The sequence below is a fragment of the Cupriavidus sp. CP313 genome, from assembly GCF_054072015.1.
In genome coordinates this window covers 162,476-185,757 of record NZ_JBSVZB010000014.1, presented here as the reverse complement: position 1 = coordinate 185,757, position 23,282 = coordinate 162,476, and the positions used below count along the sequence as shown (strand labels likewise).

The 23,282-nt window shown below is 61.9% G+C and carries 22 protein-coding genes and 1 pseudogene; 7 read left to right on the top strand and 16 right to left on the bottom strand.

Annotated features, from left to right (window positions below):
• Nucleotides 1-248: 248 nt before the first annotated feature.
• On the bottom strand, nucleotides 249-722 hold the full coding sequence (locus ACW4E8_RS20160) for a hypothetical protein (protein ID WP_456806139.1): 474 nt from the start codon (nucleotides 720-722) through the stop codon (nucleotides 249-251).
• Between the two features lie 445 nt (nucleotides 723-1,167).
• Nucleotides 1,168-1,309, bottom strand: a pseudogene (locus ACW4E8_RS20155) (transposase); the annotation flags it as partial.
• A gap of 61 nt (nucleotides 1,310-1,370) precedes the next feature.
• Here ACW4E8_RS20155 and ACW4E8_RS20150 point away from each other — a divergent pair.
• From ACW4E8_RS20150 to ACW4E8_RS20135, 4 genes are all read left to right on the top strand, one after another.
• Nucleotides 1,371-1,613: an HAD domain-containing protein gene (locus tag ACW4E8_RS20150; RefSeq protein ID WP_456806138.1), complete on the top strand. Its 243-nt coding sequence runs from the start codon at nucleotides 1,371-1,373 to the stop codon at nucleotides 1,611-1,613.
• A gap of 15 nt (nucleotides 1,614-1,628) precedes the next feature.
• Nucleotides 1,629-1,952 (top strand): hypothetical protein, encoded by a 324-nt coding sequence (locus ACW4E8_RS20145; RefSeq protein ID WP_456806137.1) that lies wholly within the window; start codon nucleotides 1,629-1,631, stop codon nucleotides 1,950-1,952.
• 116 nt (nucleotides 1,953-2,068) lie between these two features.
• On the top strand, nucleotides 2,069-2,317 hold the full coding sequence (locus tag ACW4E8_RS20140; protein WP_456806136.1) for a hypothetical protein: 249 nt from the start codon (nucleotides 2,069-2,071) through the stop codon (nucleotides 2,315-2,317).
• Nucleotides 2,318-2,578, top strand: a complete 261-nt coding sequence (locus ACW4E8_RS20135) for a phage integrase family protein (protein ID WP_456806135.1) — start codon at nucleotides 2,318-2,320, stop codon at nucleotides 2,576-2,578.
• Between the two features lie 206 nt (nucleotides 2,579-2,784).
• Here ACW4E8_RS20135 and ACW4E8_RS20130 read toward each other — a convergent pair whose 3' ends face one another.
• The 4 genes from ACW4E8_RS20130 to ACW4E8_RS20115 form a co-directional block, all read right to left on the bottom strand.
• Nucleotides 2,785-3,024, bottom strand: a complete 240-nt coding sequence (locus ACW4E8_RS20130) for a DUF2789 domain-containing protein (RefSeq protein ID WP_456806134.1) — start codon at nucleotides 3,022-3,024, stop codon at nucleotides 2,785-2,787.
• 347 nt (nucleotides 3,025-3,371) lie between these two features.
• The gene (locus ACW4E8_RS20125) at nucleotides 3,372-4,070 is read right to left on the bottom strand and encodes a hydrolase (RefSeq protein WP_456806133.1); all 699 of its coding nucleotides are present in this window, start codon (nucleotides 4,068-4,070) and stop codon (nucleotides 3,372-3,374) included.
• Between the two features lie 189 nt (nucleotides 4,071-4,259).
• A complete protein-coding gene (locus ACW4E8_RS20120) occupies nucleotides 4,260-4,403 on the bottom strand; it encodes a hypothetical protein (RefSeq protein WP_456806132.1) in 144 nt (47 codons plus the stop codon).
• 503 nt (nucleotides 4,404-4,906) lie between these two features.
• Nucleotides 4,907-5,146 carry a hypothetical protein gene (locus ACW4E8_RS20115; RefSeq protein WP_035825109.1) on the bottom strand — a complete coding sequence of 80 codons (240 nt, stop codon included), beginning with the start codon at nucleotides 5,144-5,146 and terminating at the stop codon, nucleotides 4,907-4,909.
• A 370-nt stretch (nucleotides 5,147-5,516) separates the two neighbouring features.
• Here ACW4E8_RS20115 and ACW4E8_RS20110 point away from each other — a divergent pair, with 370 nt between their 5' ends.
• Entirely contained in the window at nucleotides 5,517-6,437 is a 921-nt protein-coding gene (locus tag ACW4E8_RS20110; RefSeq protein WP_456806131.1) for a helix-turn-helix domain-containing protein, read from the top strand.
• 210 nt (nucleotides 6,438-6,647) lie between these two features.
• Nucleotides 6,648-7,358: a response regulator transcription factor gene (locus ACW4E8_RS20105; protein ID WP_456806159.1), complete on the top strand. Its 711-nt coding sequence runs from the start codon at nucleotides 6,648-6,650 to the stop codon at nucleotides 7,356-7,358.
• Nucleotides 7,359-7,430: 72 nt separating this feature from the next.
• Here the strand turns inward: ACW4E8_RS20105 and ACW4E8_RS20100 are convergent, their stop codons facing one another.
• From ACW4E8_RS20100 to ACW4E8_RS20060, 9 genes are all read right to left on the bottom strand, one after another.
• Complete coding sequence (locus ACW4E8_RS20100) at nucleotides 7,431-7,823, bottom strand: response regulator transcription factor (protein WP_456806130.1); 393 nt, start codon at nucleotides 7,821-7,823, stop codon at nucleotides 7,431-7,433.
• A 668-nt stretch (nucleotides 7,824-8,491) separates the two neighbouring features.
• Nucleotides 8,492-9,220 carry a YoaK family protein gene (locus tag ACW4E8_RS20095; RefSeq protein WP_456806129.1) on the bottom strand — a complete coding sequence of 243 codons (729 nt, stop codon included), beginning with the start codon at nucleotides 9,218-9,220 and terminating at the stop codon, nucleotides 8,492-8,494.
• Nucleotides 9,221-9,253: 33 nt separating this feature from the next.
• Nucleotides 9,254-10,402, bottom strand: a complete 1,149-nt coding sequence (locus ACW4E8_RS20090) for a porin (RefSeq protein WP_456806128.1) — start codon at nucleotides 10,400-10,402, stop codon at nucleotides 9,254-9,256.
• A gap of 4 nt (nucleotides 10,403-10,406) precedes the next feature.
• Nucleotides 10,407-10,700 carry a XapX domain-containing protein gene (locus tag ACW4E8_RS20085; RefSeq protein ID WP_456806127.1) on the bottom strand — a complete coding sequence of 98 codons (294 nt, stop codon included), beginning with the start codon at nucleotides 10,698-10,700 and terminating at the stop codon, nucleotides 10,407-10,409.
• 37 nt (nucleotides 10,701-10,737) lie between these two features.
• Nucleotides 10,738-12,351: an MFS transporter gene (locus tag ACW4E8_RS20080; protein ID WP_456806126.1), complete on the bottom strand. Its 1,614-nt coding sequence runs from the start codon at nucleotides 12,349-12,351 to the stop codon at nucleotides 10,738-10,740.
• Entirely contained in the window at nucleotides 12,348-12,782 is a 435-nt protein-coding gene (locus tag ACW4E8_RS20075; RefSeq protein WP_456806125.1) for a DoxX family protein, read from the bottom strand. Before ACW4E8_RS20075 ends, ACW4E8_RS20080 begins: the two co-directional genes overlap by 4 nt.
• Before the next feature lie 28 nt (nucleotides 12,783-12,810).
• Entirely contained in the window at nucleotides 12,811-14,757 is a 1,947-nt protein-coding gene (locus tag ACW4E8_RS20070; protein WP_456806124.1) for an amidohydrolase, read from the bottom strand.
• A gap of 6 nt (nucleotides 14,758-14,763) precedes the next feature.
• Nucleotides 14,764-15,753, bottom strand: coding sequence for an alpha/beta fold hydrolase (locus ACW4E8_RS20065; protein WP_456806123.1), 990 nt, complete (start codon nucleotides 15,751-15,753; stop codon nucleotides 14,764-14,766).
• 121 nt (nucleotides 15,754-15,874) lie between these two features.
• Nucleotides 15,875-16,561, bottom strand: coding sequence for a hydrolase (locus ACW4E8_RS20060; protein WP_456806122.1), 687 nt, complete (start codon nucleotides 16,559-16,561; stop codon nucleotides 15,875-15,877).
• 526 nt (nucleotides 16,562-17,087) lie between these two features.
• On the opposite strand from ACW4E8_RS20060, the gene ACW4E8_RS20055 reads away from it, so the two are divergent.
• Nucleotides 17,088-17,696 (top strand): response regulator transcription factor, encoded by a 609-nt coding sequence (locus ACW4E8_RS20055; RefSeq protein ID WP_456806158.1) that lies wholly within the window; start codon nucleotides 17,088-17,090, stop codon nucleotides 17,694-17,696.
• Between the two features lie 34 nt (nucleotides 17,697-17,730).
• Here ACW4E8_RS20055 and ACW4E8_RS20050 read toward each other — a convergent pair whose 3' ends face one another.
• Nucleotides 17,731-23,238 carry a trifunctional serine/threonine-protein kinase/ATP-binding protein/sensor histidine kinase gene (locus tag ACW4E8_RS20050; protein ID WP_456806121.1) on the bottom strand — a complete coding sequence of 1,836 codons (5,508 nt, stop codon included), beginning with the start codon at nucleotides 23,236-23,238 and terminating at the stop codon, nucleotides 17,731-17,733.
• Nucleotides 23,239-23,282 lie beyond the last annotated feature (44 nt).

Genomic DNA, 23,282 nt, shown 5'->3' with positions numbered 1-23,282 from the left:
GGCACCAAGTCAGAAAGCAAAACGACCGGCTGCAACGCAGGCCGTTTTGTTTTGTTATCCCGGGAAGCAAGCCGGAGGGCCTACCAAATCTACTTTTCACGACATCAGACGACTTGGAAGCCCTGGCACGGAACTGCGCCGGCCAGGGCTGCTAGCAAACGCGCGCATTTCGATTTTCATCCACGCCCATGCTGGCTCATGTCGCTGCAATTCCGAAAGACGCGTGCGGCGCTTTACATCTGCATCCTTTAGCAGTTCACTCCCTTGGCGTTTATAAATGTCCTGTTTGTTGTTCCCGTCGGACTAATGTCGATATGATTAGTCAGGTCTTGAAGCAGCACGTCAGTGTAACTCACGCAAGCCAGCTCGAGGTCCTGTCCGGAAGGGCAAGAAAAGCTTCCGGCATCCGGTGGCCCTACCGTGATACTAGCCCTGATACGCCCATTCTTTGGCTTTAGATTTGTTATATCCGCAGCGAGAGTGGAGGGGCCCACTTTGTTTAAGCTCTGAGGATGTTTTCCACCATTGTTGATACAGGCATACACCGCAGTTGCACTTGCCGTCAAATGATAGCTAACGTCATTGTTACCCAACCCACGCTCATCGAAAGCTACAACAAGCGCGCCATTGGCATCGACACTGGACTCGGCACTAAAGAAAAAAGCAGCCAAAGCCGTACCTGCGACAACGGCAAGAGCCGCCGCCAATATTGACTTCTTCATCTTCCACCTCAACTTGCCATCACCCCGGAAGATTAAGTTAGTATTCTCCAGTATCGATTTATTTTTTAATATTCAGATCTCATCCATTAAATATCCTCCTTTTTGGCAATGCGCATGACTGCCTAAAGGGACGTAGTAGGCGTCGCTCTTGCGAAGTGGAGTCCGACTTACCCGGAGAATTCGCACGTAAAAGTATAGATACTTGAAATGACCAGAGCAACTATTGCCAGGCCGTTTCCCGGAGTCCACAGCGCGCTCAGCGCCTGGCTCTTATTTTAGGATGCTCCGGTTTTGATACAAAATAGTCTTCGATTGTCACGTTTGCGTCGGCGGTGTTTCAATATTGAAACCAGCCTTGCCGGCTGAAGACTGAGCCCACGCTGCGGCGAGGTTTCATTTATGAAACTGTTTCCGCGCCCAATAACAGAGGGAGTTGACCCGTCTTGAGAAACTGCTCAGCGCGCTGGTGCTGCTCGAGCAGGTGCCGGCAGGCGGTTCATGCCTCCCAGGCCCGCGAATTCCCGATACAGCGGCGTGTCGTACAGCGCTTCCTCCATCGCCACGTCGGAGAGGCCATACCATTGCTGCGAGTTTTGAACACCATCCCTAGGCAGCCGCTCTGACTTACTTTGGCTCAATGCTCGTCCAGTGGCCGCACTGGTAGATGTCAGTTGGTTCAACGAACTATCGGGTTATGAGCAGATAGCGCGGTACGTCTCGCGGGCGGGGCAAAGGGCGGAGCGCTGGATTGCGATCGACGATGACGGCGAGGGTTGGCACCCTGATCTTCGTCGCTACCTGGTTGAGACCAATGGAATGATTGGACTGTCTAGTGCAACCGCACAAGCACAGTTGCGACTGCGACTGCAAGAAATGGCCAAGCGAAATTAATAGGGAGCTTTGGAGATGCTGCGTGTAACAGTTGAGCTAGTCCCGGACGGTGATGAAGGGCGTAGCCGACTCTTGGGGCGCCTTGAAATAGTGAACACCGCTGGTGAGTCACCGGCGACGGGCGATTACCAATTGATCGTGGACGAATTTGACGAACGTATCCCGGGCCGGCTATCCACCTTCCGCACAGTAGCAGCACTGGAAAATGTCGAGAGGGACGTAATTCGACCCATGCAGCTGATTGGGATGGCGCTAAACGTTGTAGCGCCCGTTAAGCAAACCATGCATAGCTGGCCGGAAGTGCCGCATGGCGTTGTTTTGAGCCGTGAAGCGATCTAAGGACCGAATAGGGCGCAGTAAGATGCACCGTTCGAACTCGAAGTGGTGATCGGGCGATGGTTTCGATGGTCCATGCATGACTGCATGGCGCCTCACCTCAATGCACAGAATAGTGCTTGCTGCGGCTGGACCTGGAAGCCGACAACGACGGGGACATGCCAACGCTGGAGGAATTCGTCGCGGCCGCGGGGCTCGAGGACTTCACCGAAACCGAGCAGCTGGCGCATTACAACGCGCGCTACGGCGATAGGCTGGATCGGGAGCGACGCCGCACCGCGCTAGTGCGGCGGCAATTGTTGGCGATTCACGCACTGGAGGCGCACTATGCCCGGCCGGTGTTGCCCGCCGACGGCTGCGAGGCCTAGTTGGTCGAGCCGCTGGCCCAACGGCTGCGTGCGGCCGGTATTGCGACACTCGGGGCGCTATACATTGCCAGCGGCGGCCGGTGGTGGCAGGACCTATCCGGCGTCGGCGTGGCCAAGGCCACGGCGCTGGCGCGCTTTGTCGCAGCGCACGCCGATACGCTGGGGCCATTGGTCGCCTTGGTATGCGATGACGCCGAGGCGCCCCCCCGGCTCCAGGGGTGCACGCGGAAGACACGCGCGCCGCCGAGCTTTCCCCGGTGATGCCGATAGATCGCTTGAGACTGCCGGCGCAACTCGACGGCCATGCGGGGCGCTTTCGCGGACCGCAAGATCGGTGCGTAAGGGACCGAAAAAGCCTTCCATCAAATGCGGCGACCGGAGCAGTATTCGATGTCAGTACACCGGTTCCGTGCAGCCACAGGATTGGCCTCGGTCAGGAATTGGAGCAGCTCTCCGGCAGCGTTCCATCAAGCAGGTGTGCGCAACGCAAGATTCAATTGGTCCACGGCCTGTGCCCAGTCTGCATCCTCGTCAAAATCGTCGCGCAACAAGGCTGCCTGGGCCGGCGTCCAGAATGGTGCTTCCCAAAGATTGATGTCTTGCGGCAGCGGCGAATGCTTCGCAATGAATGCAAGGATGTCCGCTTTGCTGGATGGCAAGCCGAGCTGGGCGAACAGGTCAGAAAACTGGTGAAATGGGGTGTCCATGGGAAACGTCCGGGAAGCAGGATTTTGGCGGATGAAATGAAAGTGTGGCCGTAGGACTGCGCTTTTCTTACAAGGGAGCGGCGCTCGCGTTAAAGGGCTGTTCTGCCCAGCTATGCATGGCCCGCGCAATCAGCGCGCAAACGGCGAGCGTGCCTGAGACAGCGCCCAGTGACGAAGACGTGTGGGCGTGTGCATTAAAGCCGGTAAGGAATGCAAACGCCGCCATTTCCCACTTTGTGGCGATCTTCTTGTCGTGTGTCATTTTTCAGTGAGCCGTGGTGGCGTTGCAGCCGAAGGTTGTATGGCGCCGAAAACTACACGGAGCTTTCGGCGCGGACTGGAGTTGTTTAGTTCTCGATCACCGGCGCATGCACGGGCGCGATCGACTCGTGCGTGGTTGCAGTACGTTGCGCGGCCTTGTGGACCATCGTGTAGGCGTAGTCCACGCCCATGCCGTAGGCGCCAGAGTGTTCCTTGACGAGCTTCATCACGGCGTCATAGGTATCGCGGTGTGCCCAGTCACGCTGCCATTCGAGCAGCACCTGCTGCCAAGTCACCGGTACCACGCCAGCCTGGATCATGCGCTGCATCGCGTAGTCGTGGGCTTCTTTGGTCGTGCCGCCCGAGGCATCGGCCACCATGTAGATTTCATAGTCGCCTTCGAGCATCGCACTCAGGGCGAAGGTGGTATTGCAGACTTCGGTCCACAGGCCTGCCACGACGATTTTCTTGCGGCCATTAGCGGCCAGCGCGTCGCGCACCTTCTGGTCATCCCAGGAATTCATCGAGGTGCGCTCCAGCGTTTCCTTGCCGGGGAACACGTCCAGGATCTCTGGGTAGGTATAGCCGGAGAACGACTCGCTCTCCACGGTGGTGATGGTGGTCGGCACGTCGAAGATCTTGGCCGCTTTGGCCAGGCCCACGACGTTGTTCTTCATGGTCTGGCGGTCCATCGACTGCACGCCAAAGGCCATCTGGGGCTGATGGTCGATGATGATCAGTTGGCTGTTGTGCGGGGTCAGGACCTGCAGTTTGGCGTTCGACATGATTTCTCTCCAAAAAATTTGATTCAATGATTCGAGTTTTGTTTGGCGGCGCAAATTCGCTCCATTGCGTTGCTGCGCTGTCTATGTGCAGAACTATACCGACCGCCACATCCCAGAGATCGGCCTATCTCCGCAATAGTTATTCAAAAAAATTGAATTAAGTTCGTCGAGACGCGAGAGAACTCTGTCCTAGTGGGTCCATCGCCCTTGGAAGAAGCGCAACATGAGTTCCGCGGCCTCGAGCGTCATCGTCTTGCAAGTGCGTACTTGTTCAGGTCGCTGGGTGACCAGCCGTTTGTTGAAAATCGCCGCGCGACCGATATAGCGCGACAAATAGGGAGCACTCCTTCAGGTCCCCACGAATGGACGACCGGCGTAGACCGCCCAATCACATGTGCGTATGCAAGGCACTGCGTGAAGACGGGAGGATGGCCAGAGTAGCCGCCGAAGAAGTGCAACCGGCCACCGGCGATGCGCCACGTCGAGAGCGTCGAAGTAGCGGCGGCAGAGCAGTGCGAAGGCCCCGTGCCGCGGGAAGAGGCCGCGGCGGCATGTTGCCCATCGGTCGCCGTCAGGCGACAGACCCCCGCTGGGGGCAATACCGTGCGAACGGGGTGGGAGTGCTTGTCCCTATTTGCAACACCCGCGTGGCGCCGATCTGCGCCGGATGTGCTTCGGGTCGGCGGCGATGGTGTGCCGGGTGTCGGCGGCGGCGATCTCGAACAACGAGCCGTAAAGTACTGCCTCGTTGTACCAGGCGATGGCGTTAATGGGTGGCGGCAGCGGCAAGAGCGCCCCCTGTGAGCCGCAGGGCGTACATCGTCCCACCGGCTCGTCTACAAGGCTCTCAGTGCCCGGCAAAGGAAGTGAGCGGCGCGAACCGCCAGGTCGAAGGACGGGTCACGCGCCAGCTCGCGACCGGCCACGCAAATGATCCAGTCTCCCCTTTTGCGTTCGCAGCTCATCATCTGGTCCTCCATCTGATCTGAGAACCAGCGCCACAACGTCGCGTCTTGTTCATTGGCATGGGCCGCTGCCTGGAGCTGGGCCATCTTTAAGCAGATGTTGCCATTCATGGAATCTCCGTGTTTGCTCATCCCGTATCTGTCTCAAGTGCCGGCCTAGCGCAGCCAAATGTTGACTTGGGGCTTGTGCACTTTATTCGGATGAGTCCACCGTTTCCATCGTCTTCTGGTATGACTGGCCTACACGCTTGGCGCGTCTGTAACGCATTCGGCATCCAGGCGGGCAAGCATGTCGCGATCTGCTTGAAGATATCAGCAGCCTTAATTCCTTCGGGGTTGGCGATGATAGTATGTTCTCCAGGCAGTCGTTTGACTGCAGGAAGGCGGGCGCTTTTCGAGCTGCCAGCGTCAATGGTATTTTCAGTAACGCAAGGTCGCCCGGTCGTGTCTGGCTTGGCGCGACGATCATGACTACCTGGCCATGCGACTCTCCACATCTACTCACGAATCTGCCAAGCCGGCCATTCAGCGCGACTCATTGGGGTGCTTGTCGGAGGCATTGCGATACGATCAGGCGCTTGCCGCCGGCGATCTCAATTTCTACCGCAAGAGTTCCGTGATTGAGCGGATGAGTCAGGTAGTGACCCCAGCTTCAGCACGAGGGTTTCTGGTTGGCGTCTCTCTGATGGAAGGCCATCGTCGACGCATTTTTCGTCCGAATCAGGCGAACATGCATGCCTTCGAGGCAGGTTCCATCTATCTGCGGAACTTCCAGGATGACTACAAGGCGGATATGTATGGGACGTTTGATTTCGTACTCATCGAACTGCCGCGCCCCTTCATGGAGCGTACAGCCCTGGAACTCGGCTGCCCCGCAGGTCTTGAACTGCGGCATGCCGCGGCGCAGACGGACGCCGTGCTGGCCCATCTCGCCCAGGCACTCTTACCCGCGCTCGCGCGGCCTGAAGGCGCCAGCAGGTTGTTTATCGATCAACTCGGACACGTGATCGGCACATACCTGGTCGAACACTATGGAGGTGTCAGTCGGGGACGCATTCACTCCATGGGCCGACTTTCGCCTCGCATACTTGCGCGGGCGCAGGAGTTCCTCACGGCACGGCTGGACGACGGAAACGTGTCCATTGCCGAGGTTGCTGATGCGTGTCAATTGTCCCGAAGTCATTTTTCCCGGGCATTTCGGCAGAGTACTGGCAAAACACCACACGAATGGCTGCTGGAGCGTCGCCTCGAGCGCGCGGCGGCACTGCTGCGCACCACGGACTTGCCGATAGCTGGGATTGCTGCGTCGTGCGGCTTTGCGGATCAGAGCCATCTCACACGCAGCTTCTCTAAGAAGCTTGGCCTGACGCCGGGTGACTGGCGGAGCGGTCGGCAGGACTAGGCACGCCTGGGTGCCAGCACTTGCAGCCATTATCTGGCGCGCGCTGAGCACAAGAAGACAATGGAGCGCACACGCGTTCAAGCCAAAGGGCTGGCGTAACACTACATTGCTGTCGGGCGCGTCGTATCTCACCTCATGGAGCCATGGGGTGATTCGCGCCTCTGATGTCGATGCTACGTGGAGGGCCCTACCGTGACTGCTGTATTACCGATGCGCGCCGAATCCGCGCCGCAGGACGACGCGGTGGTCCTTATTGTCGATGATGACTTGCAGATGCGAAACGCGCTGGGAAGCCTATTTCGCTCAGTCGGCATCCAAGCCGTGCTGCTCGACTCCGCGGCCGAGCTTTTTGCCATCGGCTTCCCGGATGCGCCTTGTTGCCTGGTTCTCGATGTGCGCCTGAAGGGGCAAAGTGGCTTGGATGTGCAAGCCCGCATGGCAGAGCTCGGCATTCATATTCCCATCATCTTCATGACCGGCTACGGGGACATTCCGATGACGGTTGCTGCCATGAAGGCGGGGGCAGAACACTTTCTTTGCAAGCCGTTCCGTGAACAGGAACTGCTCGATGCCGTCACGGAGGCACTACAGAAAGAGGGCTCGCGACGTGAGCGCTTGTGCCGATTGGCTGCGGTGCGCGACTGCTTCCGTTCCCTGACGCCGCGGGAGAGTGAGGTCATGGCGCATGCCGCATCAGGTTTGACAAACAAGGAGATTGCCGCCGCCATGTGCATCAGCGTGGTGACTGTCAAAGTTCATCGATGCCAGGCAATGCGAAAAATGAGGGCTCGGAGTTTCGCCGATCTGGTGCTTCTTGCGCAAACTCTCGGTCTCGTGCTGCTTCCCTCTGAGTCCGAAGCTGACGAGCAGCCTGCCATCCGGCTGCAGCCTCGACAGCTTAGCACCGCAACCGTAGCGTAGGGACGGCATCGGGCAGCGTGCAGAGGACGAAGGTCATGTAAGTACGTCTCATCGATCCACTGCACGACACACTCACGATGGAGGAGAGTCCGTCTTGCGAGGACGTAATGCTTTTTCAATGCATTGGATCATGTCCGTGTCCTGAAATGGCTTGTAAAGAACGCACGTTGCACCCAATGCCATGGCACGCTGATCGAATCCCTCATGCGCAAATGCTGTCATGAAAATGACAGGCATATCGAGATTGCGCGCGCGCAGCGCCTCTATCAAAGCGAAGCCGTCCATGCCGGGCATTTGCGCGTCTGTGATCACGCAGGACATGCAAGGCAGCGAAGTGCACCGCAGTAGCTCTTGACCGCCTCCGAACAGTTGCACGCCAAGATCGAGCGAACGCAGCAGCCCCCCCATGGCATTTCGGACGGCGACGTCATCGTCAACTATTGCGATCGTGGGGCGAGCTACCACACTGACTCCTTGTATACGCGCTGAGCGCTGGCAATGCTCTGCTGGAAGAGTAACGCCGAACCGGTGCACACCCTATCATACGATGGTATTGCCGATTCTTCGGGTGCACGTGCCACGCTACGTTGCGATGAAGTCACGCTGGCCAGGAAAATCAGTCCCCCCGCGATAGTGAGCCAGCCAGCTATTCTGTCCGACTCATACCAAGGTATTACATGCATAGCTGCGTCGAAATGGCGCCGCTCTGGGACTTCTGATTGTCGGTGACCGGTGCGCCCGCAGCCGTGGTGAGAGTGTCTCTGTTCATCGTGATTCTTCTTGTTGGTGAAGGAGATTGGGGGGCTTCGTGCCGGAGATCAGTACACGTATGCGAAACCAGAGGAGGCAGCCGATGAGTCACCCTTCCCCGCGCAGGACTGTCCTTCGCACAGTGCACTGCTCCGGCTACAAGGGACCTCGCTATGGCCAACCACTTGTTTGGTGGCGAACTCCGGGCCCGTACAGCAAGGTGACCGGACAGGCTTCCAAACGCCGATTCAGGTCAACGTCAGTTGCAGCGTGTCGTGATCCTGCAAAACCAGGAGAGATTAATTGGCGATGCAGGCTGTGGCCATTGTCTGTTCGTATTAGCTGGCTGGGCGAGGGCGTCTCGATTTCATTCGTCTGCCAATTCACTTCTGTTGGCTATTTACGCCATTGCGCCAAGTCAGGAAACTGAGCGCCGCCAGCAAGACGGCTGGCAGCATTACACACCAGAGCGAAAGCATCGAATAGCCAAGGGCGCCGAGAGCGGCGCCCGATGCGAAACCCGCGAGCGCCGGTACCATCTTTTTGAGCCGAGCGCGTATGGCTTTGCCTTCCGCCTCAGATGCGGATGGCAGGTCCACCAGGTCAATGACAATTTGCGTCGTATTTCCGGTCATGATCGTAGTGGGGCCAAGGTCTGACAAAGACGTCCTGGACAGTGAGTTCTGAATACCCATGGCCACTACGGCAAGCATGCCGGCGCCGACGGCTGCAGGCGTACTTGGATCGGAAATGGGAGAGGCGTGGACCCCGGCAACTATGAAGAGAACCAGCGCCACGGCCTCGGCAAACAGCAACAGCGAGGGTGCCGATTGTTTGTCCCGTACGATGCGTGACTCGGTCAGCCTGGCGGCCGCAACCGCCAAGGCAAAAGTCGGCAGCGCAAGCAGTTTGGCGAGCAGGCCCGCAGAATCACCGGCGATGTCGACGCCGATCATCACGAAGTTTCCTGTCACGTGCGCCGTAAATAGGCCGAATAGTGAAATGAACCCGACCACGTCTACATAGCCGGCGACGAAGGCCAGGATGCAGCCGAGCGCCGGTCCTGAAAGATCGGCGCGGCGACCGGCGTCAGGAAGCTGTGTGGGTGTCAATGCGGTCTCTCACGATGGTTGGCCAGCGGACGGTCAGAAGCTGTGCCGCATCGCAATGGCGAATGTCTGCGGGTCTGCGCCAGCCTTGATACCGAGGTTGTTGATGGCGAAGTCATAGGTCGCGTTGCTGCGGTTGTTGATGCGACTGTAGTAGGCGTATAGCGCGGTTCGCTTGGAAAGGGGGTAGTCATAGCCGACGGTTACCTGAAATGCGCCGGTATCCGAACCACTTCGGACGGATCCAATCGTTTCCATAGCTGTGCCGGTGCCATTGCCGACAAAGGCGAAGCCGGCGCGTATGCTGCCGGGGCCAAGCTCCTGTATCAGCGAGACATAGTAGCCATTGCGCGTAAGGTCTCCAGTGGCGGTACGATAGTGCAGGCGTTCATACAGGGCACTGATGCGCGTCGAGGGGAACTGGTAGGAAATTCCCGCCTTGATTGCGTCGTCGTTGCGTCCGCTGGTCTGATAGTGCTGGTGGATTTCATAGGCAAGCGTCAGGTTCAGGTTGCCGTGGCCATAGGCCGTGGCAAAGGAATACAACGCTGGATTGCGCGGCACCGTGGTCTTTTCTTCCGGCAATCCCCAGGCGATGGCGCCGCTCAAGCCGTGCCACGTCGGCGACTGGTAGTGCAACGAGTTCTTCTGCCGTCGATCAAATGAGCTGGTGTTCTGGACATTGTCGCTGCTAGAGGCAGCGCCATTGCCTATCAGCGCCATGTAACCCGCAGTGGTGGGGTAATACGGGTCGTAGCTCTTGGTTGCACTTGTGTATGGCGTGTCCCAGTTGCCCATGAAGAGAGTGCCGTACGGGCTCTGAAGGCCGAGCCGGGTATCCCGCGCGGCGATTTGCCCAGCGCCGTTGTCAATCGACAGGGCGCTTTCGATTTGCCAGATCGCCTTGATCCCATCGGCCAACTGTTCCTCGCCCCGCATGCCGAACACAGAGCGGTTATTCGTGAGCCGCGCCGTATTACCCAATCTGGTGCCGTCGGTTGCGGTGGTCACGGTCACATACTCGATTGCCGTGTTCAGCCGGCCATAGATCGCGACGTTGTTGTCCGCCACGGCAGGTGCCGCGGCGGCGGACAAAGACGCAGCCAGGGCGACGTGAATGCGCCGGGGCGCGATTGCGTTAGTGCGGCTGGCAGGTGCTTCGGGCTGCTTTCGGGAGCGGCTCATGCTGTTATTGGTTCCCTTCCTTGCTACGCGCGGGGAGGGATGCCGACGGTTCAACGGCCACGTCCGCATTGGGCGGTGTACCCGTAATCTTCGGGACGCATTCGCCGCGGAACCATGCAATGGTGACGGGCTCGCCGGCCAGCATGCGCTTGACCGGCGGCACAACCTGCTCGCCAATCAGCATGCCCAGCAGCCCGATCAAAGCAATTGCGGGCGGCGCAGGCGAGCGGACCTGCATCAGTGCATAGATAATGCCGACCAGGATGCCGGCGCCAAGGGAGATGAGATAGAGCTTCATATGTGACAAGGTTGGAGTGGGGGAAATCGGTGCGGCGTCACGCCGGCGGCAAGCCCAGGCCGAGCAGGTGTCTTACGTGGGGCGGCTCGGCGCCCACGTGGAAGCTGGCCACGTCGCGCTGCACATCGGCATCGGCGTGCGGTACGCGCTGGTGCTGGCGCAGGTGCTCGGCCCACGACTCAACCAGGAACCACTCGGTCAGCAGTTCGGGGTCGGCCGGATCTTCCATCACGCCCCAGCTGAACGCACCGTCACGCAGACGCTCTTCCGACAGCTTGTGCACCGCATGCAGGAACGCATCGCGGTTGGCGGGCGGGATGCAGTATTCGATCAGGATCATCACCGGACCACGGTCGTGCGCGATCTCGTCGGCCATCTCCGGTTCGGGCCAGTGACGTGCGGGACCGAGGTCTTCTTCGCCGCGCGGCAGCCGCATGCGGTGCAGGATCAGCGCGGTAACGACCAGCCCCGCCGCGGCGATCAGCAGCGCATGCGGTGTGCCCAGTGCCTGCGCCACAAAGCCCCAGACCAGGCTGCCACCGGCCAGCGCGCCGTTGAACACCATCTGGTAGACCGCCAGCGCGCGGCCGCGCACCCAGTTCGGCAGGATCGCCTGCGCCGCGCCGCCGAGCGTGGTCAGCGCCATGATCCATGCCGCGCCAAGCAGCAATAGCAGCGGCAATGCCAGCCATATGGGTGGTGCGCTCGACAGCGCCGCCATGACGACCGCCGTGACGATCGCGGACAACAGCACCATGCCATCTGCATCGAGCCGCTGTTGCAGTCTGGACATCGTCAGCGCGCCAAGGATCGCGCCAGCACCCACTGCGCCCAGCAACACGCCATAGAGGCCGGCACCGCCATGCAACAGCTGACGGGCTACCAGCGGCAACAACGCCCATACGCCGCTGCCGAAGGCAAAATGCACGGCGGCGCGCGCCAATACTACGTGCAGCTTGCTGTGCGCGCGCGTGAAGCGTAAGCCTGCTCGGAAAGCGCTGAAGAAGTGTTCGCGCAGCGGATCGCTTGGCTTTTCGGGACGCTTCCACCAGATCAGCGCAGCGATGACGAACACATAGCTGAGCACGTCTGCGCCATACGTGGCAGCCGCGCCGAATGCCGCGAGCAGCAGACCCCCGGTAGCCGGCCCAATCGCACGGGCGACGTTCACGCCCAGCGAGTTCAGTGCCACGGCCTGTCGCAGCGTGCTCGGCGGCACGAGCTCGGGCACGATCGACTGCCACGTCGGCCCCATCATCGCCGCACCCACACCGCCGACGAACGCCAGGGCAATCAGGATTTCGATCGTCAGTGCCTGGCGCCACGCCAGCAGCATCAGCGTGCCGCTGACCATGGCCAGTCCGATCTGGATCACGATCAGGAAGCGGCGGCGGTCGAGGATGTCGGAGAGCACACCGGCCGGAATCGCTAGCAGGAATACTGGCAGCGTGGCAGCCGCCTGGATCGTGGCGACCGCTGCCGGTGAAGTGGAAAGATCGGTTGCCAGCCATGCGCTGGCCACATCGCGCATGAAGCTGCCGATGTTACCGAGGATCGTGGCCACCCACAGTACCGCAAACGTGGGTTGGGCCAGCGGGGCAAACGTGCCTCCCGATGCAGGCTTGGCCGCCGAGACGGCAGATTGCGTCATGGTTGTCTCCGCGTGCGAAGGTCATCCCACGCCACGAGCAGGAACCCACCCACCAGGCCCAGATGTTCGAAGAACGCGTTAGCCATCATGAACTGCGCCTCGGGCGGTGCGCTCCAAAACCGGTTGGCCAGGAACGTGGCCATCAGCGTGAACGCCGCCAGGGCCAGTGCGCCTAGCCAGCGCCAGAAGCCGGTCAGGATCATTGCCGACGCACCAAGCTCCAGCGCAATCGTCGCCGCAGCCAGCGGCACGGCGGGCGACAGGCCGAAGTGCTGCATCTCTGTCACTGCGCTGGAGAAGTCGAAGAGCTTGACCAATCCGCCCTGCAGGTAGGCTGCGCACAGCAAAAGCAGGGCGATCCAGCGCAGCCAGCGAGGCAGCCGGTGCGTGTTGTTGCCGGCCGTGGCTAGCGGGGGCGTCGAGATGCTCATGGCCGCTCTCCGATGTGGTCAACGTAGATCAGAATGCCCAGCACGAGCAGCCCAGCGCGCCCCAGAACGTGCTTTCGTCCGACGTCGGCACGCTCGAGGTCCACGCATTGGCATGTGCATGGCCATGCACGCCGCACGAACTGGCGCAGCCGCACGCGGTGTTCAGCGCCAGTGCGCGCGCCTGGGCCTGCGGGCGCGGCTGGTACTGGCTGCCGTGGCGAGCCGGTGACCAGTCGGGCATCGCGGGCGGGATGTCGGGCGAATGCTTGCCGAATTCGCTGTCGCCATAGACCACCTTGCCGCCGAGCACGGTGAGCACCGACGTGATGTCCTGGATGTCGTCGCCCGGCACCGAGTAGTAGTCGGCCGACAACACGGCCAGGTCGGCCAGCTGGCCCACCTTGATCTGGCCCTTCTTGCCCACTTCGGATGAGAACCACGTGTTGGCCTCGGTCCACAGGCGCAGCGCCGTTTCGCGATCGAGCAGGTTGGCCTGTGGATACATCGACATGCCGCCGACGGTCTTGCCCGTGGTCAGCCAGTACAGCGAGACCCACGGGTTGTACGAGGCCACGCGTGTGGCGTCGGTGCCGGCGCCGACCTTCACGCCTCTTTCCAGCATCTTCTTGACCGGCGGCGTGGCTTCGGCAGCGCGTGCGCCATAGCGCTCGACAAAGTACTCGCCCTGGTAGGCCATGCGGTGCTGCACCGCGATACCGCCACCGAGCGCGGCGATGCGGTCGATATTGCGGTCGGAAATCGTCTCGGCGTGGTCGAAGAACCAGTTCAGGCCGTTGAACGGGACGTCCTTGGCGACCTTCTCGTAGACGTCGAGCGCGCGCGTGATGGTCTGGTCATAGGTCGCATGCAGGCGCCACGGCCAGCGCTTTTCGGCCAGCAGGCGGATCACCGGCTCCAGTTCGGCTTCCATCGACGGCGCCAGGTCGGGGCGCTCGACACGGAAGTCCTCGAAGTCGGCCGCCGTGTAGACCAGCATTTCGCCGGCGCCATTGTGGCGATAGAGGTCATCGCCCTGGCCTGGCTTGACGGTCGACGTCCAGGTCTTGAAGTCGCTCAGCTCTTCCTTGGGCTTCTGCGTGAACAGGTTGTAGGCCAGGCGCACCGTGAGGTGGCCTTCCTTGTGCAACTCCTCGATGATGTTGTAGTCCTCGGGGTAGTTCTGGTAGCCGCCGCCGGCGTCGATCACGCCGGTCACGCCTAGGCGGTTCACTTCGCGCATGAAGTGGCGCGTCGAGTTCTTCTGGTATTCAGGCGGTAGCTTCGGGCCCTTGGCCAGCGTGGCGTAGAGGATGGTCGCGTTGGGCTTGGCCAGTAGCAGGCCGGTGGGATTGCCGCGTGCATCGCGCACGATCTCGCCACCCGGCGGATTCGGCGTGTCCTTGGTGTAGCCAACGGCACGCAGCGCGGCGCCGTTCAGAATGGCGCGGTCGTAGAGGTGCAGGATGAACACGGGGGTGTCGGGTGCCACGGCGTTCAGTTCGTCGATGGTCGGCAGGCGCTTTTCCACGAACTGGTGCTCAGTGAAGCCGCCCACCACGCGCACCCATTGCGGTGCGGGGGTGCGTGCCACTTGATCCTTGAGCATGCGCATCGCGTCGGCGAGCGAACGCACGCCATCCCAGCGCAACTCCATGTTGTAGTTCAGGCCGCCGCGGATGATGTGCATGTGGCTGTCAATCAGCCCGGGAATGGCCCGCCGGCCGTTCAGGTCGATCACCCTGGTCTGCGTTCCCGCCAGCTTCATGATGTCCTGGCGCGTACCCACCCCGACGAAGCGGCCGTCCTGGATGGCCACGGCGTCGGCCTGCGGATTGGCACGGTCGAGCGTGGCGAACTTGCCGTTGACGAGAATGAGGTCGGGAGTCGGGTTCGGTGACATGGCGAATAGTTCCGAAGAGGCTGCCGCACTGAGGGCGGCAGCCGAGGCGATAAAGTGCCGGCGGGTATTGGACATCTCGGCTTATGCGTTCAGGAAGGCCAGCAGGTCGGCATTGACCTGGTCGGCATTGATCACGCACATGCCATGCGATGCACCCGGATATACCTTGAGCGTGGCGTTCTTGACGATCTTGGCCGACAGGCGGGCCGAATTGTCGATGGGCACGATCTGGTCGTCGTCACCATGCAGGATCAGCGTCGGCACGGTGATTTTCTTCAGGTCCCCGGTGTAATCCACTTCCGAGAACTCCTTGATGCAGGCGTACTGGCCCAGGAGGCCACCGGTCATGCCCTGTGCCCAGAACGCATCGATGGTGCCTTGCGAAACCTTGGCGCCGGGCCGGTTGAAGCCGAAGAACGGCGTGGTCAGGTCCTTGTAGAATTGCGAGCGGTTTTCCGCCACGCCCTTGCGGATGCCGTCGAACACTTCCATCGGCAGGCCGTTCGGATTGGCCGCGGTCTTGAGCATGATAGGCGGCACCGCGCCGATCAGCACCGCCTTGGCCACGCGCTTCGTGCCATGACGGCCGATGTAGTGCGCCACTTCGCCGCCGCCGGTGGAGTGGCCGACCAGCGTCGCGCCCTTGATGTCGAGGGCGTCCAGCAGCGCGGCCAGGTCGTCGGCGTAGGTGTCCATGTTGTTGCCCTGCGCGGGCTGGTCCGAACGGCCATGGCCGCGACGGTCATGGGCGATCACCCGGAATCCCTTCTGGACCAGAAAGAGCATCTGGGCGTCCCAGGCGTCGGCATTGAGCGGCCAGCCGTGCGAGAACACCACCGGGCTGCCCGTGCCCCAGTCCTTGTAGAAGAGGCGCGTGCCGTCTTTGGTCGTGACGTAGTGGCCCTGCTTCGTCGCGCGGCCGCTGGCCGGCGCGGCTTCCGCGGCCGTGGGCGTCAGTGCGGCAAGCGACGCCACCGATGCGGCCGCGGCGCCAACAGTGCTGCCTACCAGCAGTTGCCGGCGCGATGCATCGATGTTGTGGCCTTGTTCCTGGGTGTGTTCTGTTTGCATGATTAGGGCTAGCCGAAAGTTGGCTCGAAATCCTGGATGAATGAGATCGCTGGTTGCATCGGCCTATGCACGGAATTCGTGCGTAGGCCGATGACCATCTTCTTCTTGATCAGCTAGCTGTTTAGCGTGCGGGCACCGGGGCGATGGATTCGTGCCCCGTAGCCGTGCGCTGGGCGGCCTTGTGGACCATCGTGTAGGCGTAGTCGACACCCATGCCATAGGCGCCCGAGTGTTCCTTGGCCACCTTCATTACCGCGTCGTACGTGTCGCGGTTCTTCCAGTCGCGCTGCCATTCGAGCAGCACCTGCTGCCAGGTCACCGGCACCACGCCGGCCTGGACCATGCGCTGCATGGCGTAGTCGTGCGCTTCCTTGGTGGTGCCGCCCGAGGCGTCGGCGACCATGTAGATCTCGTAGTTGCCTTCGAGCATGGCGCACAGCGCGAACGTAGTGTTGCAGACCTCGGTCCACAGGCCGGCGACGACCACCTTGTTGCGGCCGTTGGCCTTGAGCGCATCGCGCACCTTCTGGTCGTCCCACGAGTTCATCGAGGTGCGCTCCAGCGTCTTCTGGTCCGGGAACACGTCGAGCAGTTCCGGATAGGTGAAGCCCGAGAACGACTCGCTCTCGACGGTGGTGATCGTCGTCGGGATATTGAAGATCTTTGCCGCCTTGGCCAGGCCGACGACGTTGTTCTTCATCGCCTGGCGGTCCATCGACTGGACGCCGAACGCCATCTGCGGTTGGTGGTCGATGAAGATCAGCTGGCTGTTCTGCGGGGTGAGGACTTCAAGCTTGGGGTTCGACATTGCGTTGCTCCTGTTGGGGGGGGCGAGAGTAAGGCTGCCGTGGCATCACCGCCGGGGCAGAGCCGCGTCGGGGCGGCTTGGCATAAGGGCCGCGACCGGCGTTTGTGTCCGGAACGCAACCTGAGGGAAGAATAGTCGGCGCTGTCGGCCGTCGCTATTGTCGATTCGTATTAGCCGTCCGCTGCCTTGGTTTCATCGCGAAGCCGCCAGGCTGTGCTACAGCAAATAGGGAGTGGCTTCGCCAACCCTTGCGGCGTAGGAAGGCATTGGGGCTGCGTGCGGGCTCGATGTGCGTTAGCCTGCAAACTGGCCGGCTGGGGCAGCCGCCAGCAGTCACACTGAACTAACCCCATGGTATAAGTAGTCCATGATCCCGGTTGTGTGATGTAATGGAGAGTTTTGCGGGGTCAGGTCATGGTGGCGGGAGTGGGCCTGCCCAGACCTCGCGCACCGATGGGTGCACTGGAGATAGACTTTGACAATCAACAGCTTCGTAACCGCGGACACCAGTGCGAGTGATGAAGCGATGGTGCTGATCGTCGATGACGACGCGATGCTTCGCGGTGCGTTGGAGAACCTCTTCCGATCAGTCGGGATGCGCGTCGCACTGTTCGCATCCGCTGCCGAACTGCTAGCATTCGCGTTCCCGGACGCGCCCACTTGCCTTCTGCTCGATGTCAGGCTCCGCGGGCAGAGTGGCCTGGACCTGCAGACTCGGCTGTCCCAAATGGGCATCCAGGTCCCAATCATTTTTATGACTGGTCACGGCGACATCCCCATGACCGTTGCCGCCATGAAGGCTGGTGCTGAGGATTTCTTGGCGAAGCCATTCCGTGAGCAGGACCTGCTCGATGCCGTGGCGGCCGCCTTGCAAAAGGATCAGCATCGCCGCCATGGCATGCGTAAGCTGGATGAACTGCGAGCCAGCTACCAGAGCCTGACGCCGCGCGAGGCCGAGGTCATGCGCATGGTGGTGGTGGGTCTGCTGAACAAGCAGATCGCCAGCGAGCTAAGTATCAGCGAGGTCACCGTGAAAATTCATCGCGGCCAGGCCATGCGCAAGATGAAGGCGCGCACCTTTGCCGAGCTTGTATTGATGGCACAGCAACTCGGCATTTGCGAGGCGCCGCATTGAGTCCCTGTAGCCTCCCGCGGTCGGCGGGAGGCATCTAGTCCCGAGGCGGCAGGGTGAACTGAAACACGGCCCCGCAAGGCACATTGGGGCTCGCCCACAGCCGCCCTCCGTGTGCCTTGACGATCAACCGGCAGATCGCCAGGCCCATGCCCAGACCCTCCGCCTTGGTAGTGAAGAAGGTCTGGAAAACCCGCTCCAGATCTTGCGGCTCCAGCCCGATGCCGGCATCCTGAACGGCAACCAGCACAGCCCCCGATGCGTCGAGGCGCGACCGAATCAGCAGTTCCCGCGGCCGCTCTGCCACCTCTTTCATTGCCTCGATGCTATTCATCATCAGGTTCAGGAGCACCTGCTGCAACTTCACCCGGTCACCCACAACCGGCGGCAGGTCAGGCGCAAGCTCCGTCCGGAGCAGGACTTGATGGCGGCCTACCTCTCCCTGGATGAGGGCAATCGTGTCTTCGATAAGGGTGTTCATGTCAAGGCGCGCCATGACGGCGGCCTTCTTCTTAAGCAGCGCACGCATTCCTCCAATCACTGCGCCAGCCCGATGGCCATCCTGAACGATGCGCCCCAACGTCTCTCGCACCTCGGCGAGATCGGGCGGCTGGCGAGCGAGCCAGCGCAGGGCCGCATTGGCGTTGGTGACGATGGCGGCCAACGGCTGGTTGACCTCGTGAGCGATCGAGGCGGTCAGCGCGTTCAACGTCGTCACGCGGGTAACGTGCGCCAGTTCGGCCTGTGCCTGGTGCAGCGCCTCCTCGGCGCGCTTGCGTTCGGTTAGATCAAGTATGTAGGAGACACCTTGGTCCCCACCCTCTTCGAATGTCGCGCACCCTAGCAGGACGAGCACGCGGCTTCCATCCTTGCGGAAGAACTCTTTTTCGAACGGCGGCAAGGTCCCGCTGATCCGAAGGTCCTGGAGCAACCGTGCGTCACGCTCGCGCCAGTCCGGGGGCGTCAGGTCCGTCCAGCGCAAGGGGCCCGAGGCGAGGTCCTCGCGGTCGTAGCCCAGCATGCGGAGGAACGCGTCATTGGCCTCGAGGATTCGGCCGTCCAGGTGCCAGATGCAGATCCCGATGATGTTGGCCTCGACCAGGCGCTGGATCTTCGCTTCGCGTTGTGCGAGATCCCGATACAAACAAGTAATCTCCAGGGCGATCGCGGCCTGCGAGGCGAGCATCTTCAGTACGGCGGTTCGGCTTGGCGCGAAGACGCGTGGCGAGAGGTTGTTCTCGAGGTAGAGCACCCCGATGAGCTTGGCCTGTGTGAGCAATGGCAGGCAGAGAATCGATCGGGCATGATGCTGCAGAATGTATGGATCGGCCGAAAACGGGTTCTGTGTCGCGGCATTGTCGAGAATGATGTTCTCGCGGGTGCGCAGGACATAGTGGAGCACCGATGCCGGCAGCGCAGTCGCAGTCACGCTCTCGTCGCGGAGCTGCACCGTGACAATATCGCCACCGGTCGTAGCCTCTGCTGCGATGCGCTGCTCGGCCCCTCGGGGCAGGATCAGCAGTCCGCGCTCCGCGCCGGCCTGTTCAATCGCGGTGCGCATGAGTGTGTCGAGTAATTTGTCCAGGACGATCTCGCCGGACACAGCTTGCGACACGGCAATCACGGTGGCGAGGTCGAGGTGTTCGACCGGCGCCCCGATCGTCGTCGTCGGTGCGGGTGCTCGCTCTTCCCCCCAGAGGTGCGGATACAACGCATCGAGTTGCCGCACCTTGCCGCCTGCGCCCCAGCGGAGATAGCCATGGCGGGCATCCTGCAAATACACGCGGGCAACCTTTTCAAAGCCACGCGCAGCATAGAATCGCGCGGCCAACTCGTTGGCGAGTGCCTGGTTATGGATGAAATCATTGTCCTGCGCGGAGCGGATGGCCTGCTCGTAGAGGCGCATTGCATCAACTTCGCGCCCATCGAGGCGGGCGATTTCCGCGCCAACCAATGCGGCTCTGTTCTCGAAATTCTCCGGACAATGCTCGGACCAGACAAGGAGCTGGCGATGATGTGCGGCCAATGCCTCCAGGTGCCGGGTCCGTTCTGGCGCGGCGGCCGTGCCGCAGCATGCGGCCCGCGCCAACGCTGCGTAGAAGTGGTATTCCGCCTGCTCGAAGAACGATGGCGATGTCCAGAGGAGACTTTCTGCCCTGTCCGCCGCCGTTATGGCGGCTGCGTGGTCGTCGGCGAGGAAGCGTGCCTGCAGTTTTCGGATCCAGTACCAGCAGGTGGCGAGGGCGGGGCCCGGAGCCTCATCCAGATACCGCTCAAACTGCTCCTCGTTGAAATCATCATCATCGAAGACGCCGAACACCGGGGTCAGTCCGCGCAGAGTTCGCGCCAGCTGGAGCTGGGGGGTAACCCGGTCGACGGCGAGACCGAAGCTCGCCCGGCGCGCGAAGCCGATCGTGGCCTCGGCTTCGTTCTGCACCTCGGCAAGCGGATCGCCGCAGGCGAGCAACTGCGTAATGAGGTTGTTGCGCGCGAAGGATGCGTAGGTAAGGTCACCAAGCTTGCTGGCCACGTCGAAAGCGCGCCGCACCAGGCTGCGCGCGGCACGGATGGGTTGCGTCCATTGCATCACGTGGCCGCCGAAAGCCTGGTAGACGCGGGCCCTGAAGCGGTCCAGCCCGCGCTGCTCGACCAGGTTCAGGCCGAGCTGGCCGAAGCGGAATGCCGCCTTGTAGTCGCCGGACCGAGGCCCCAGGAGCATGCCGAGCCAGGTATAGGCGAGGCACGACGCGTCGCTGTTGCCATGCTCGAGGCTGAGGTTTGCCATCCGTCCGATGATGAGCGAGCCCAGGTTCACGTCGGTGTACCAGGCCGGCAGCATTAGCGCGGTCAGGACATCCATGGTCTCGCACGCGACCGCATTGGTCATCATCGGCAGGTCGAGCAGCGCCTCGATCGGGCGATCGCCAAGTTGCCGCCACATCCGGTCGTATTCCTGCAGAACCTCCTCATCTGTCGGGTGTGCCGAACACTGGACGCCGGCGCGGTACAGGTAGTCGAGGCCCACCTCGACGGCGCGCTCGCGCTGGCCGAGGGCCAGAAACAGCTCCAGCCGCAGCTGGGTGACGGAGGCCAGATCGGGGAGGCTGGCGGTACGGCACGCAAGCTCGGCCAGGCGCGCGTCCGCCGCGGCCGGCGCGCCGGTCAGAAATTCGCATTCGGCGAGGTGGAACTCGAGCGCGAAAGCAAACTTGGGCCGGCGCTTCCAGGCGTCCCCCTGCATGAGCGCTGCACCGGCGGTGAGATAGGTCAGCGCCGAGGCGTAGGCCGTGGACGCCTTGGCGCGCTGGCCGGCGAGCAGATTCAGCTCGGCCACTTGCTCCCGCTCCTCGGCCGCGGTGATGAGGTCGGCGCCACGGTTGAACTGGCCGACGATCTCGAAGACACGCTCCGCTATTGCCTCAGGCGGCGTGCCCGCAGCGAGCCGTCTGCCAATCGCGAGGTGCGCTGCCGGCCGCGCGCCTTCAGGAATCAGCGCGTAGGCCGCCTCCTGGATACGATCGTGCAGGAATCGGTAGGTATTTCCCAAACGCAACACAAGTCCGGCGCGTACCGCCGGCCACAGAGCCGCGTCCAGCTCCGCCTCGCTGGCATCCTGGACCATGGCCAGGACAGCGATCGCCGCGTCATTGCCGAGACACGCCAACTGCTTCAGGGCCTTACGGGTTGCCGCGGGAAGGCGCCTCAGCTTGGCGAGCATGAGATCGACCACATTGTCGGTGAAGCCCTTGGCCCGAATCTGCTCAAGGTCCCAAGACCAGCGCGCGCCACGATGATCGAAAACGAGCAGCCCCTCTTCGGTCAGGGCGGTGAGGAACTGGATCGCGAAAAATGGGTTACCGCCAGTCTTCTCCTGCACCAGGCGGGCCAGAGGTGCGGCGTCCCCAGGTGCGCAATGCAAGGCATCGACGATGAGTCTGCTTACATCGTCGAACCCAAGGGGGGAAAGTGCGATGTCATTTACCCGCCCCCCGGCCTGGCGGATTGCCGGCAATCGCAGTAGCAACGGATGTCCGGGCTTGACGTCGTCATTCCGATAGGCTCCGATCAGCAGCACGTGGCGTACCTCCGGCTCGGTCGCCAGATACTCGAGCAGATCAAGTGTTGCCGCGTCCAGCCACTGCAGGTCGTCGAGAAAGAGTGCCAGCGGATGCGCGGGTTGGGCAAAGACGGCAAGCAGGCGCTGGAAAACCATCTGGAATCGGTGCTGTTCGTCGCGCGGCGGCAGCTCCGGAACCGGCGCCTGCGGCCCCAGAATCAGCCCGAGCTCGGGTATGAGCGGCACCATGAGCCCGCCATTCGGGCCCAGCGCCTCCGCCAGTGCGGCGCGCCAGGGCGCCAAGTCGGCCTCGCTCTTGCCCAGTAGTGGGCGGATCAGATTCTGGAAAGCCTGTGCCAACGTCGCATACGGGATGTCTCGCTTGTACTGATCGAACTTGCCCGAGGCAAAGAGGCCGTTCCTGAGAGCCAGTGCGCTGCGCAACGCAAGCACGGCCGAGGTCTTCCCGATACCGGCGTAGCCGGAGACCAGCACAATCTCCGGCGTGCCCTGGGTTACTACCCTATCGAAGGCAGCGAGCAAGGTCTCAATCTCGCGCTCCCGTCCGTAGAGCCGTTCCGGAATCAACGGCCGATCAGGCAGGTCATGCTCGCCAAGCGGGAAGGTGTCAACGCGTCCCAGGCTTTCCCATGCGGTCAGGCTGCGCCGTAGATCGGCTTCCAGTCCGGCTGCCGTCTGGTAGCGCTCCTCCGCCGTCTTGGCGAGCAGCTTCATCACGATGGCGGAGAGCAAGGCCGGGATCGACGGTACCCGCTCCGCCGGCGGTACTGGCAGCCGGGCGAGATGACTGTGCAGCAGATCCATCGGGTCGTCGGTGGCAAACGGCAGCACGCCGGTGAGCATTTGGTAGAGTGTGACGCCAAGCGAATAGAGGTCGCTGCGCGCGTCGATTGGCCGGTTCATGCGTCCGGTCTGCTCGGGGGCCATGTAGGCCAGCGTGCCGGCGATCTCTTCCGGTGGCGCCAGTCCCTGGCGCTCGCGCGACAGGCGCGTGGCAATGCCGAAGCCTGTCAGCCGCGCCTCGCCAAGGGCATCATTCACCAGGATATGGGCCGGCTTGAGGTCCTTGTGAATAAGACCCCGCTGGTGGAGCTGGTCCAAGGCCGCGGCGATGCTGACGGCATGGCGCAAGAAACGGCCCACTTCCATGGGGGCACCCAGTAGCCCGGCAAGCGGCTCGCCGCCGGGGTCCTCAAGCAGCAAAACAGTCCGACCATGTTCCCCCACAAGCTCTAGCGGCCGCACTGCCCAACTGCCGTCCAGCTCACCCTTCAAGCCGTATTCGTGTGCGAGGCGAGCGAGGCTGGAGGGGGGCGGGTGCTCGGCTGCGGGCCACACAGCCAGCACAGCCTTCGGCTCGCCATCCGGACCGAGGAGCCAGCCTCGACCGACAACGCGATCGCCGTCCTCCCATGCGACCTGGAAGCCGACGCCCGTCTCAGTGCCGAAGGAAAACAATGAGTTCATCTGCCGTGTTCCGCTCTCAAGTCGATAACTGCCTTTGGTGTTTC